Below are 12,962 nucleotides of genomic sequence, written 5' to 3'. Positions count from 1 at the left end.
TCTTTTCAGCCATTCATGAAAATAGCGGGTTGAAACAACCCGCCGTTATGTCCCTTAGGACAACTGTTCCAACATCGCAGAACCTAAATCGGCAGGTGAACGTACGACCGTCACACCAGCAGATTCCAATGCAGCAAACTTGGCTTCCGCTGTTCCTTTCCCACCGCTGACGATTGCCCCGGCATGCCCCATGCGCTTGCCTGGAGGTGCCGTCACGCCAGCGATGTAAGCTACAACCGGCTTAGTGACATGTTCTTTAATGAAGGCGGCGGCGTCTTCTTCCGCTTGCCCACCAATTTCACCTACCATGATGATCCCTTCGGTTTGAGGATCTTCCTGGAACAAGCTCAGACAATCGATAAAATTCATTCCCTGAATCGGGTCACCACCGATACCGACACAAGTCGACTGACCCAAACCGTTTTGCGTGGTCTGATGAACTGCTTCATAAGTCAGCGTTCCGGAACGCGATACGACGCCGATCTTACCAGGCAAGTGGATATGCCCCGGCATAATCCCGATCTTGCAGCCGTTACCGTCATTGCCAGGAGTGATCAGTCCCGGACAGTTCGGACCGATCAGATAAGCGTCCGATTTTTCAAGAACCGCTCGAACTTTCAACATATCCGCAACCGGAATTCCTTCGGTAATACAAGTAATGACTTTGATGCCCGCCGCAATCGCCTCAATGATCGAATCTGCTGCAAATGGAGGTGGCACATAAATCATCGACGCTTCTGCACCGGTCTGCTCAACCGCTTCACGAACGGTATTAAACACTGGCAGGTCAAGATGTGTCTGGCCGCCTTTCCCCGGCGTCACGCCGCCAACCATTTTGGTTCCGTAGGCAATTGCCTGTTCGGAGTGGAAAGTCCCCTGTTTACCGGTGAATCCCTGACAAATTACTTTGGTGTCTTTGTTGATCAAAATACTCATTATGCTGATACTCCTGCTGCTTCCACCACTTTCTTAGCAGCATCCGCCAAACCATCTGCGGTGATGATACTCAAACCGCTTTGCGCCAATTTTTCTTTACCCAATTCGACGTTGGTACCTTCCAAACGCACCACAACCGGAATCGTCAGTCCGACTTCTTGTACCGCTTGAATGATTCCATCCGCAATCAAATCACAACGAACTATTCCGCCGAAAATATTCACCAGAATCGACTTCACTTCCGATGAGGAAAGAATCAGCTTAAAAGCTTCCGAAACGCGTTCAGGCGTAGCGCCGCCACCAACATCCAGGAAGTTCGCAGGTTCACCACCGTTCAGCTTAATCAAATCCATAGTTGCCATCGCCAGACCGGCTCCGTTCACCATACAACCGATGTCGCCGTCCAGGGCGATGTAGTTCAACTGGTGCTCGGACGCCTTAGCTTCACGTTCGTCTTCCTGTGAGAAATCACGCATTTCTACCAGTGCAGGTTGACGGTACAAAGCGTTGGAGTCGATATTCACTTTTGCATCCAGAGCAACCAATTCATTATCCGCCGTACGGATCAAAGGGTTGATCTCGACCTGGGAGACGTCTTTATCCAATGCCAACTGATAGAATCGCTGCATCAACTGACCGATCTGCTTGAACGCGGTTCCCGTCAGACCCAACGCAAACCCGATCTCACGGCATTGGTATGGCATAACGCCGACAGTCGGGTCGATATGCACGCTCAAAATTTTCTCTGGAGAAGTTTCGGCCACCTCTTCGATATCCATACCACCTGCAGCGGAAATGATGAAAGTGTGCGTACGGCTGACACGGTCCACCACCAGACTCAGATACAGTTCTTCTTCAATCGCTAACGTCTCTTCAATCAACAGACTGTTGATCGGTAATTTCTTACCGGCAGTCTGAATCGTCGCCAAAGAACTTCCCAATAGTTGCGAAGATACTTCGTGTGCCTGTTCACGGCTCTTGACCAACTGTACGCCGCCCGCTTTACCACGGGCACCCGCATGAATCTGAGCCTTGACGACCCAAGCCTCTCCTGGCAATGCATCCAACGCCGCGTCCAGTTCGCTCAACTGGGTAATCAACTGCCCTTTCGGCACGCCGATACCATACTCTTCAAATAAAGACTTGGATTGATATTCGTGTAAATTCATTTAAAAAAACGTCTCCGGTTTCCCGTCCACCCTGACCGCTATCGACAGCCTTTTTGAACGATAACTAGTAATGAGCCTTCAAAAATCACGAGATCATCACGTGTCTTTTTCTTAAAGGCTTATAGCAAGATAAAAATTGCTTTTATTGTATGATTTTTGGACAATGATTGCACCAACAATTCATTGTGAGAGCGCCGTGAGAGCCATTGTTTTTCTGCTATTTGTAATTCTTGTTTTCCTGATCCTGAAATTCACCCTGAACCGGGTTATTGAAATCCGCCAACGCAACCGCGAAGCGGAGCAGAAAACCGATGGAAAAAAACCGTCCGATTCAGACCCGCAATCGATGGTTCGCTGCGCCGAATGCGGCATCCACCTACCACAATCCGAAGCCTTCTACGATGGCAAAGACACATTCTGTAGTGAAGGCCATATGCGTGACTTCCATAAAAAACACGGAGCCGACCGTACTTTCGACGACACCTCCGACTAAGAAACCCTATGAGCTGCCGTGTTCCGGTTAAGAGTGGATCGCGAGAATCTTAGCCTTAAAAATCACCGTCTGACCGGCAAGAGGATGATTGAAATCGATAATGACTTTGTCGCCGTCGACTTCATGAACCTTTCCGGGAATCTCTTCGCCGGTCGGTGTATTGAAACCGATCACATGCCCTTCTTCCAAAGGCATATCCGCCGGAAAGTCGCTTTTCGACATTGTCTGAAGGTTCGCCGGATCCGGCTGCCCAAATCCCTGTTCAGGCGGAATGGTAAAGGTTCCGGTGGTTCCTACTTCCAAACCGATCAACAGTTCATCCAGTTTATTCAAAAACGTCCCGTCACCAATGGTAAAACGGAAGCTTTCGCCCTCTCCGGTCTCCTCGACGACCACGCCATTAGGCATGGATAACTGAAAACTAATTTCTACGTCGCTATTTTCCTGAACCAACGGCGGCGTATCGCCATTAAGCTGATTTTGTGTTTCGTTTGCGGATTCTTGCACTTTTTTGTCCTTTCTTTAACGCTTGTTCGCTCGGATCTCCGGCGACCACCACACGGTTACGCCCCAACTCTTTGGCTTGATAGAGCGCCTGATCGGCCGCCTTAATAACTTCTTCCGGCGTTTTCATCTCTTTGGTCTTCTGAGCCACCCCCATACTCACGGTCACCTTGGTTGAGGTTTCCTTACCGTTATGTTTAAAGCTCAGATTGGTCTGCTCGACCTCTTTTCTCAACGCATCCATAACCGGACGCACCTGTTCCGGCGTCTTACCGACAAACAGCACCGTAAATTCCTCACCACCGAAACGGAACGCTTTCCCTCCGGAACCGACACCGTTCAGTACACGGCTGACTGTGCGTAAAACCAAATCACCGATATCATGCCCGTAGGTATCGTTGAACTTCTTGAAATGGTCAATGTCGATCATCACCACCGTATATTTTCGCGTCAGCCCCATGAACGATTCGAACAAGGCTCGACGTCCAGCCATACCCGTCAACTCATCGGTATAGGCAATCTTATGCGCATCGAACACCAGTGAAAGCATAATCATCAGACCGGAGATCGTCGCCATCCATTCCAACACGCCGTATTCGCCCGGCTGGTTCAGGCCATATGCCATCAACACCAAAACGAACAGGACAACGACATCCAGCACTTTCGCTTTGTGCATCATCGCCAGACGGATCACCAGAATATTCGCCACCAACAAGATCACCACACTGCCAACCATCGGAACCTTGATCGGGAAAGTCGGATCGATACTAACTGGCGTCGTCAGATGGGTGACGAACTCAACCGGCATATTCTGCATCACCCAGTAAATACCTGCTGCCTGAGCGGCGAAGCCCCCTAATAAGAGCAAGTTGTAGACATTATGCTTGACCCCTTTTTCAGGAACCAGCACCCACAGCAGCAGGTTAAGCGGAAGAAGTACACTTAATAAAGGGAATACCACTTGCATCGACGGGTCGGTCAACTGGGTTGGAACGAAATAGCTTAACGCCAGAACAACGATACTGACACTGACCAGCAACAAGACCGCCTGCATACGATTGAGGAAAACACTGATGAAAGCACCGATACCTGCAACCGCATAAGGTGCATAGAAGAGCAGGGATTGCCAGCCTAAAGGCCAGGATTGGATACTAGAGGCCTGCCAGATTGCGAAGCCGCTCAATAAAATCAACCAGATATAGTGTCGAACCAAACCAAGCACCTTTTTTAATAAGAATGAATGTTCAAATCAAAGCCGAACTTTACCATTTTCGGAACATTTCCGCTAAGGTTTGAAGGGATAAAAAACCACAATTTTGAAACACTAGGAATATTTCGTTCGTCTCAAAAACAAACAGGCCTGGAGGTTAGAACCAACCAGGCCTGTTCACTTTCAGAACACGTTCAACTGTACCAAAATAGAATTAACCGAAATCAAACGACCTTAACTCTTACCGAAGAACGAGAACTTCTCTTCCGGTTGGTCGGTACATTTGATTCGCCACTCCAAGGCGTACTCGCAATTCTTGCCGCCGATGCATTCAAAATCCTGCTTGGCGAATTCGGAAGACTTTCCGGCCTTACGTAATAGATATTTATAACCCGTCGGGCACAGGTCTTTTGCTTGACGTCTTAAAGACCAGCTGTCGTAACTGGTGAATGGCTCATGGTAAAACTCAGTGAGAAAAAAAGTTTCTTTATCAATCTCTTGGGTTTGTACCGTTGAACAGGCCGACATTGTCAGAACTGCCGCAACAATTGTGAACAGGCCTGTCAGTTTTAAAATTGGTTTCATCATCAAGACAATCTACATGTTTGGGTTAAAATTATTCGATTCAATGCCGCACAAAAAAGCCGACAACATCACATTCCGGCCGACGGCAACGTCGTAGGCAAAGGCTCTTCCTTAATGCCTTTTTCGGAAATAATATAACACATATTGGTGTGTAACTTTTTGCCGTTCACCAACAAAGAAGCACCGTAATTGTCTTCCGGGTTCAAACGGATATCGCCCTTGTAGACTTTCAACAACTTACCGCTCATACAACTGTAAACTTCAACCGTACGATTCAACCCGATCCAGTCCGACTGGATGTTCTTGGCGCTATTGGTCACCTTCTCGCACCCGGTCGTTCCCACTGCCAACATGGCAACGGCAGAAATCAAACCCACACCCTTGATTACATTCGATAACATCATCCTGTGTTCCTACTTATGGATTAATCTTGCGGAATGCCCGCTTCGTCTTCAGGCGCTTTATTCGGGTTTTTGGCCGAATGCTTCAGGCCTTCCCAAGCGTTGGTGTAGGTTTCCTTATCACCCAGTTTCTTCGCTTTCTCATAACCGGTCTTACTACCGTCGACCACATCATCAGCAACACCAGAAGCGGTTTCCTTGGTCGATTCCCAAGCTTTCGCGGCATCCTCTTTGATATTTTCCCAAACACCCGCCTGAGCGCCAGTCGCCACTTGAGTCAGCATCAAACCGCTAAAAACCAATCCAATCCACTTTGATTTCATATTTTCTTTCCCTTCTTTGGAAGCATCTAATAACAATGGTTAAAGAATAAGGCCAAAAGCCCGAATTTCAAGTCCCCAAAAACTACATTTCAATGCCGTCTTGCGCCTTGATACCCTTTTCAAATGCATGTTTTACCAATTTCATTTCAGTCACCGTATCCGCCACTTCAATCAATTCCGGCGGCGCACCTCGACCAGTAATCACCACATGCTGCTGATGAGGCCGGTTCAAAACGTCTTCTTCGATGTCGTTCCAATCCAGATAACCGTAACTCAAGGCGATGTTCAACTCGTCGAGAACCACCAGATCAAACGATTCGTCCTGCAGGTATTTACGCGCCTCATTCCAGGCAATGCCGCAAATCTCGATATCGCGGCTACGATCTTGAGTATCCCAGGTAAAGCCTTCGCCCATCGCCTTGAAGACAACCTCGTCCGGAAAACGCTTGAAGAACTTCTCTTCGCCTGTCGTCATCGCCCCTTTAATGAACTGGATAACCGCCACCTTCATGCCGTGACCCAGCGCTCTGGCCACCATTCCAAACGCCGAACTGCTCTTGCCCTTGCCGTCGCCGGTATTGACCACCAATACACCACAATCCTGGTCAGACGCAGAAATCCGACTATCCATATAAGCCTTTCGGCGTTTCATGATCTGATTATGCTTTTCATCCGTAATCGTAACGGCCATGGCTTTCTATCCGCTTAGAGGTCTGTTGAAAGGCCTCAGTTTAACACGTCGGCCGAAAACCAAAAACGCTATACTATGCAAAATACTCACATCTTGAGACTGATGAAAAGAAAGCTATTGATTATCGGCTATGTCTGGCCGGAACCTAAATCCTCCGCCGCCGGAACCCGCATGATGCAACTCATCGAGCTGTTTCAACGGCACGACTGGCAGATTACATTCGCTAGCCCGGCGGCCTTGGGTGAACACAGGGAAGATTTGAACACCCTGGGCATCGACGAACAACCGATTGAACTCAACAGCGCCAGTTTCGACGTTTTTGTCAGCCAACTCCAACCGGATACGGTTGTGTTTGACCGCTTCATGATGGAAGAGCAGTTCGGTTGGCGCGTCGAGAAACATTGTCCGAATGCTCTGCGGATACTCAATACCGAAGACCTTCACAGTCTGCGCGAAGCCCGTCAGCAACGCCTGAAAAACTTGCTCAAAAAAGAGAATGAAGACCTGTCGCCCTTATGGGACAACACCGCCGAAACCCTGTTCGACATAATGGCGGACAACGACTTGACGCAAAGGGAAGTCGCCTCCATTTTCCGCAGCGACCTGACCCTGATGATCTCCGAATTCGAAACCAGACTTCTACAACAGGCCTTCCAGGTTTCACCTTCACTGCTATTCACACTGCCGTTTCTGTACGATAGCGACCGTTTGCCGGAAATGCCGGACGATACACAACGCCAACACTTCGTTTTCATCGGTAACTTTCGCCACGCCCCCAACTGGGACGCCGTACTCTGGCTGAAAACGGCTATCTGGCCGAAAATCCGCCAAGCGTTACCGCAGGCAGAACTGCATGTCTACGGCGCTTATCCCGCTAAAAAAGTCACCGACCTGAACAACCCAAAACAAGGTTTTCTTGTCAAAGGCTGGGCCGAAGACGCTTTGCTGGTTCTCAGCCAGGCCAGAGTATGTCTAGCACCTTTGCGATTTGGAGCCGGCATCAAAGGCAAATTGGCAGAAGCCATGCTGTGTGGCACACCCAGCATCACTACTCCCATCGGAGCGGAAGCGATGCTGCCTCAAGATGCCAGCCGATCGGATTGGCCGGGATTGATTGCAACCGATGAAGACGCCATCGCTGAAGCCGCAATTGAGCTTTACCAAAACCAGACTTTATGGCAAAAAGCGCAATCCAAAGGCAAATCACTCGCTAAAGAACGTTACTGCAACGCCCAACAGGGCGAAGCTCTGATTGAACGGATCGAAGAAATACTTGCTGCCTTGGAAAGGCATCGAAAACAAAACTTCATAGGCTCGATGCTGCGTCATCACCAACATAAAAGCACTCAATACATGGCACAATGGATTGAAGCGAAAAACAGAAAACCGGAATGAAAACAGATGACTCAAGAAGATAAAACGGACAAACAGTCAGACAATACGCCGAAACGCCCGCAACCCAACAACCCGTTGCACGGCATCACACTAAAAGAAATCGTCACCCAATTACATTCGCAATACGGTTGGCAAGAGCTGGCGGAACGCATTCCGGTTCGCTGTTTCCAGAACAACCCCAGCATCAAGTCCAGTCTAACGTTTTTAAGAAAAACCCCTTGGGCACGGGAAAAGGTTGAGGAGCTCTATATCCAGGCCAGTCAAAACTGGGGCAAATACAAAAAACAGGGCAAAAAATAAAGAACTTACGAAGCCTCAAACATTCTAAAAGACAATAAAAAAGGGAGTTCGTTTAAACGAACTCCCTTTTTCTTTCCCCCTCTTAAAAAGCAGAGGTTCTCTTACGACTTATTTGAATTAAAGCGTCGAGATGTAGTCGGCAACCGCCTGAATATCATCGTCGCTCAAGCCGGACGCCATCGGCGCCATCATTGCAGTCATCGCGCCCATCTGCTCACCGGCTTTATACTTAGCCAACTTGCTGGCAATGTCCGCTTTGCTCTGACCAGCCAATTTCGGTCCTACACCACCTTCACCGTTCGGACCGTGACAGCCGACACAAGTTCCATAGATGCTCGAACCGTTCTTCGCCGCACTGACAGCTTCTGTAGCAGCCGCCTGAGCTTCTTGCTTAACCTCTTCTACCTTATCCGCAACCGGAGCAGCCGATTCAGGCATAGGTTCCGGTTCAGGCATGGCTGCTGGAGCTGGAGCCGGTTCAGGCATCGGAGCCGGAGCCGGTTCAGGCTGTTTTACATCCGCCGCTTTAGGCTGATCCGGTGCAGGAGCCGATACGCCAGCTCCGCTGTCCGATGAATAACTTCCTTCCTCATCACTTGAACAGCCCGTCAAAGCCAATGCGGAAACCATGCCAATCGCCAAACACAATGGCTTGATAGACGAACGATTCAATAAAGCGCTTAATTGTTCCATGTTCCTTTTCCTTCCTGGTTATTATGAATGGAGACCTGAAATAGGTTATATCTTGCAGTCATTATGCAGAAAACTGCCTCAAATTGTAAATCAATAATTCTAATTACGTATCAATTTAGATTTTGATGCCTATTTATTCTCTAGAAAGAATCCACCTTCTCCATTCAAAGCACTCTTACTCAAACCACTTTGCAACGACGTCTTTAGTCGGAACTGAACCGGAATGCACAACCTTTTCATCAATCACGACCGCTGGCGTCGACATAACACCGTAAGCGGCGATTTCAGCGAAATCTTCAACCTTAACCAGTTCGATCCCAACACCATGCTCAGAGGCTGCCCTCTCAATGAGCTTGGCAGTTGCATCACAATTCGCACAGCCGCTTCCCAAAACTTTGATGACTAGTTTATCCGACGAGTCGGAACCACAGCATCCCGTTCCCGACACACCTTTCTTAGAATCACCGGAACAACAAGCGCTCTCTTTTTCTGCAGGCGCAGACGAGCAACAAGAATCTTTACTCTCTTCACCACAACAACTGCTTTCAGTCGTGCAACACGATGCACCTTTTCCATCTTTATTGAAAAAGTTCGCTGGAGGGCACCACCCAGTGTATGTGGATTGTAGAGCGTTTAAGCCCGCCAACAACGTCAACCACAACCACGTCGGCTTTGTCAGATCCACTTGCCCTGTAAAATGCGCCAAGATCAGCGGAACCAAAATCATCAACGCCAACAGGCGCATCATTGCATTACCTTTCATTTTTTTACTCCTGAATAGCATCAAGCTAAATAAAAATTAAACAACCAACCCACCAACGTAAACGACACAGCCAGAATACCAATGAAAATCGCCAACGCAGGCCATTGAATCACTTTGCGAAGAATCAACAATTCCGGCAGAGACAGAGCTGCAATACTCATCATCAACGCCAGACTGGTACCGATCGGAACGCCTTTGTTTAGCATCGCTTCGATGACCGGAATCACCCCCGTCGCATTCGAATACAAAGGAACCCCCACCACTACCGCTGCCGGAACCGTCCACCAACTCTCCGACGAAGACAACGTTGATACGATCCACTCTTCCGGGACGTAACCGTGAAACCATGCACCGATGGCAATACCGATCAATACCCATTTCCAGATGCGTTTCACAATCTCTTTCACTTCAGACAGAGCGAAAGAGTGTCGCTGTGGCAAAGACATTTTTGAAGAGGCCTGTCCATTTTCGTCTGTCTGGCGGCTCTGGATATTCCAGACATAAGACTCCACGTAACGTTCCAGTTTGAAAAAGTCCATTATCCAAGAACCGACATAAGCCACCACCACACCGGCCAATACATACAACAATGCGACTTTCCAACCCAAAATACTCGCCAAAATCACCACGGCCACTTCATTGATCATTGGACTCGCAATCAGAAAAGCAAACGTCGTACTCAAAGGAATGCCCGCTTCAACGAAACCGATAAACAATGGAACCGACGAACAGGAACAGAACGGTGTCACTGCCCCCAAACCGATTGCCAAGCTTTTGGACATCCATTTGGGCTTACCTTTAACGATGTCGCGTACTTTTTCCGGCGATACCATTGCACGCAACAACCCCATCACATAAATGATCACAACCAGAAGAACGAAGATTTTCACAACGTCCATAACAAAGAATTGCACGGCCTGACCCAACTGCGATCCGGCATCCAATCCGATTACCTGATAAGCGATCCAGTTACCGAAACTTTCGAACATAACCCTGCTCTCCTTTGCTAGATTTCGTCAAAGGCTCTGAATGAATCATCACCTCTCTACCTTTATTATATTTGCTTAAACAAATATAATAAAGGGCGCGGATTTAAAAAAGCTTTCAATAAAAAACCAAACCGCAAAAACGCAGCGACGAAACCTAAAGAATCAGGTCACCAAATCCCCAGATCAACGTTCCGGCCACGACAGTAACATGTGAAAGAAACACTTTTTTTCTATGCCATTTGGACGGCGTCAAGTCCGGCATATCATCGTCCGCTTCCACTTTCTCCAAACGCTGGTAGAGCACATCCAACTCACCGTGCAATAACGCATACTCGCTCATCACTGAAAACAACACCACCAGACTCCCGAAGCGCGCAAACCACAATGGGTCCAAAACCACACCAAAAACCAGGCCGGTCAACCCCATCAGCCAGGCGATGACCAATAACAATCCGCTTTTCTTACGAAACATAACATCCCCAACCCCATTTTCAAACCCCGGCAGGCCTGCCCGGATTTGAAATGAGTTGTTTAAAAGTACAACAACTTGATTAGATTTTACCTTGAACAAATTGAAAAGTAAGGAATTGTGAAAGAATGTTGCCAAAGTTTATGGAGCAACAATCACGCGATTTCTGCCGGTTTGTTTTGCAACATAAAGAGCTTTGTCAGCCATATGCTCGACCTGACTAATGGTGCTGTGGTAGGACTTATACTCACAAATTCCGATACTGACACTGACTTTGATTTCCTGGTCTGCAACCTGAATGTTCGTCTTTTCTACAATGGCCCGGATTCTCTCAGCTGAAATTCTGGCCATTTCCTTACCCGTACCAGGAAACAAAACTAAAAATTCCTCCCCTCCCAAGCGGAAGACATAATCACTCTCTTTAACGGAATTTTTGATAATCCTTGCCACCCGTTGTAAAACGACATCCCCCGCTTGATGACCGTATGTATCGTTAACCTGTTTGAAGTGATCTATATCAAGCATCATCGCACTCAAAACAACGTCAGTACCTTTCATATCTCCTGTCATTTGGTGACACACTTCATCATAAGCACGGCGATTCATCAGACTGGTTAAAGGATCTGTTCTTGCCGACACTTCCGCAATATGACGTTCCTTTTCGTTCTCCTTCACACGATCAATTAGAGCAAAAGCCAACAAAATAGAATCTAAAACCATGCTGAACTCAATCGCCCTAAAACCAAGTACCGTATAAGGCATAACCGCTGTTATTGACAGCACTGTAATCACACCGCCAGTCATAGCCAATATTTTTCCAAACAGAACAAAACGCGAAGAAAAGTTTCCTTTCAAAAACGACAGCCAAGATACCAACAAACAATAGAAACCAAACACTAGTGCCAATATGATCGCAACCAAAATATGGTAGGAATAGCCTGATAAAAGAGTAATCACATAGATAATCAAAAACATGACAATCATCGTGTTTACCACTTTATGCGCCCACGGAATGGTATTTTTAAGGCTCAAAAACGATCGATAGAAAAACAACCCGGCGATAGAAAATGCAAAGATGGTGAAAGACAACATCCAATTCTGAACAGTTGGATAATCATTCCAAAATAACTCAAAGGTATAACCGTTATAGGCTGCGTTCATCAACAAAAACAACATCAAATACAGCACATAAAAGCCGTAATAGTTCAATCGAATAATGATAAAAATCACAAGATGATACAAAATCATCACAAAAATCATTCCGTACACGAATCCTGTCACAGTCGAATCTTCCGCCTGTTTTTGTAACAGGCTCTCCCGATCCAGAACCGAGATCGGCACAACAAACGGATCATGGCTTTTAACTTCCAGATAGACCGTCGATATTCCGGTTGCGAAATTATGTTCAATGTTCGGGAAACGACTCTCTACCGCTCGATTTTCAAAACGATATGCGTCTCCCGTTTTATATTTATCCACCCTGCCTGACGGCGATTCGATTCGAACCTTAATACTATCCAGCCATGGCATTTCAAAGACTAAAAGACGTCTAACAGGCTCTTCTTCATGATTCACAAGTCTGAAACGAAAATAAAATGTTGATGATGTAAAACTGCGTTCAAACACAGCACTGCCTACAGGCTTAAAAGACGATTCAGGCAAATAAGAAACTGTATTTAGATCCAACTGGTTATCAGTCTCTTCCAGATAATTGACTGATTTTCCGATATGATATTGCGGCTTTGAAATATCCAGTGCAATTTCAGAGGCTGAAACGCTACCTGAAAAAAACACAAAGAAAAGAATCAACACTTTCAAGAGGTTAAACATCAAAGCAACTACGACTTATTGTTAATGTGGTACGCAATATTACCACATAATTTTTCTGTATAAATCCTCTAAATTCTCTCCCTCCTTCAATAAAACTTATAGAAAAAACCGAAATACACTGTTTTTCATATTGAAAAACAAAGTGTTATGGTAGGTTTTTCTATAATTCCTTCTTTTTAAAAAAAACATAAATTTTTCTAATTAGTCACAA

Annotated in this window: 16 protein-coding genes; 3 read left to right on the top strand and 13 right to left on the bottom strand. The window is 46.9% G+C overall.

Annotation, left to right across the window (positions count from 1 at the left end; translation table 11 throughout):
• Window positions 1–54: 54 nt before the first annotated feature.
• Together sucD and sucC are read right to left on the bottom strand one after the other, a co-directional pair.
• Window positions 55–936, bottom strand: a complete 882-nt coding sequence (sucD, locus tag QCB45_RS00615; protein WP_279418610.1) for a succinate--CoA ligase subunit alpha — start codon at window positions 934–936, stop codon at window positions 55–57.
• Complete coding sequence (gene sucC, locus QCB45_RS00610; protein ID WP_279418609.1) at window positions 936–2,105, bottom strand: ADP-forming succinate--CoA ligase subunit beta; 1,170 nt, start codon at window positions 2,103–2,105, stop codon at window positions 936–938. The genes sucD and sucC overlap by 1 nt, the downstream gene beginning before the upstream one ends.
• Window positions 2,106–2,301: 196 nt before the next feature.
• Between sucC and QCB45_RS00605 the strand changes: the two genes are divergently transcribed.
• The gene (locus tag QCB45_RS00605) at window positions 2,302–2,598 is read left to right on the top strand and encodes a PP0621 family protein (RefSeq protein WP_279418608.1); all 297 of its coding nucleotides are present in this window, start codon (window positions 2,302–2,304) and stop codon (window positions 2,596–2,598) included.
• 27 nt (window positions 2,599–2,625) lie between these two features.
• On the opposite strand, the gene QCB45_RS00600 is transcribed toward QCB45_RS00605, so the two are convergent.
• The 6 genes from QCB45_RS00600 to cobO all read right to left on the bottom strand — a co-directional run bounded on the left by QCB45_RS00600 (window position 2,626) and on the right by cobO (window position 6,312).
• Window positions 2,626–3,105 carry a peptidylprolyl isomerase gene (locus QCB45_RS00600; RefSeq protein WP_279418607.1) on the bottom strand — a complete coding sequence of 160 codons (480 nt, stop codon included), beginning with the start codon at window positions 3,103–3,105 and terminating at the stop codon, window positions 2,626–2,628.
• Window positions 3,068–4,315, bottom strand: a complete 1,248-nt coding sequence (locus QCB45_RS00595) for a GGDEF domain-containing protein (RefSeq protein ID WP_279418606.1) — start codon at window positions 4,313–4,315, stop codon at window positions 3,068–3,070. The genes QCB45_RS00600 and QCB45_RS00595 overlap by 38 nt, the downstream gene beginning before the upstream one ends.
• A 231-nt stretch (window positions 4,316–4,546) precedes the next feature.
• Window positions 4,547–4,900, bottom strand: a complete 354-nt coding sequence (locus tag QCB45_RS00590) for a hypothetical protein (RefSeq protein ID WP_279418604.1) — start codon at window positions 4,898–4,900, stop codon at window positions 4,547–4,549.
• A 65-nt stretch (window positions 4,901–4,965) separates the two neighbouring features.
• Window positions 4,966–5,301 carry a hypothetical protein gene (locus tag QCB45_RS00585; protein WP_279418602.1) on the bottom strand — a complete coding sequence of 112 codons (336 nt, stop codon included), beginning with the start codon at window positions 5,299–5,301 and terminating at the stop codon, window positions 4,966–4,968.
• Window positions 5,302–5,321: 20 nt separating this feature from the next.
• Window positions 5,322–5,621, bottom strand: a complete 300-nt coding sequence (locus tag QCB45_RS00580) for a hypothetical protein (protein WP_279418600.1) — start codon at window positions 5,619–5,621, stop codon at window positions 5,322–5,324.
• A gap of 82 nt (window positions 5,622–5,703) precedes the next feature.
• On the bottom strand, window positions 5,704–6,312 hold the full coding sequence (cobO, locus tag QCB45_RS00575) for a cob(I)yrinic acid a,c-diamide adenosyltransferase (RefSeq protein WP_279418598.1): 609 nt from the start codon (window positions 6,310–6,312) through the stop codon (window positions 5,704–5,706).
• 102 nt (window positions 6,313–6,414) lie between these two features.
• Here cobO and QCB45_RS00570 point away from each other — a divergent pair, with 102 nt between their 5' ends.
• Both QCB45_RS00570 and QCB45_RS00565 read left to right on the top strand, forming a co-directional pair.
• Window positions 6,415–7,707, top strand: coding sequence for a glycosyltransferase (locus tag QCB45_RS00570; protein ID WP_279418596.1), 1,293 nt, complete (start codon window positions 6,415–6,417; stop codon window positions 7,705–7,707).
• Between the two features lie 6 nt (window positions 7,708–7,713).
• Window positions 7,714–8,007: a VF530 family protein gene (locus tag QCB45_RS00565; protein WP_279418594.1), complete on the top strand. Its 294-nt coding sequence runs from the start codon at window positions 7,714–7,716 to the stop codon at window positions 8,005–8,007.
• A gap of 117 nt (window positions 8,008–8,124) precedes the next feature.
• On the opposite strand, the gene QCB45_RS00560 is transcribed toward QCB45_RS00565, so the two are convergent.
• The 5 genes from QCB45_RS00560 to QCB45_RS00540 form a co-directional block, all read right to left on the bottom strand.
• Entirely contained in the window at window positions 8,125–8,700 is a 576-nt protein-coding gene (locus QCB45_RS00560) for a c-type cytochrome (RefSeq protein ID WP_279418592.1), read from the bottom strand.
• Between the two features lie 175 nt (window positions 8,701–8,875).
• The gene (locus QCB45_RS00555; RefSeq protein ID WP_279418590.1) at window positions 8,876–9,463 is read right to left on the bottom strand and encodes an MTH895/ArsE family thioredoxin-like protein; all 588 of its coding nucleotides are present in this window, start codon (window positions 9,461–9,463) and stop codon (window positions 8,876–8,878) included.
• A gap of 20 nt (window positions 9,464–9,483) precedes the next feature.
• Window positions 9,484–10,452 carry a permease gene (locus QCB45_RS00550; protein WP_279418588.1) on the bottom strand — a complete coding sequence of 323 codons (969 nt, stop codon included), beginning with the start codon at window positions 10,450–10,452 and terminating at the stop codon, window positions 9,484–9,486.
• Window positions 10,453–10,606: 154 nt separating this feature from the next.
• A complete protein-coding gene (locus QCB45_RS00545) occupies window positions 10,607–10,924 on the bottom strand; it encodes a hypothetical protein (RefSeq protein WP_279418586.1) in 318 nt (105 codons plus the stop codon).
• Between the two features lie 138 nt (window positions 10,925–11,062).
• Window positions 11,063–12,733 (bottom strand): sensor domain-containing diguanylate cyclase, encoded by a 1,671-nt coding sequence (locus tag QCB45_RS00540; RefSeq protein ID WP_279419999.1) that lies wholly within the window; start codon window positions 12,731–12,733, stop codon window positions 11,063–11,065.
• Window positions 12,734–12,962 lie beyond the last annotated feature (229 nt).

The sequence above is a fragment of the Thiomicrorhabdus sp. ZW0627 genome, from assembly GCF_029767005.1.
GTDB lineage: Bacteria > Pseudomonadota > Gammaproteobacteria > Thiomicrospirales > Thiomicrospiraceae > Thiomicrorhabdus.
Note: the sequence above shows the minus strand (reverse complement) of the source record. Positions and strands in the feature narration are given on the sequence as shown.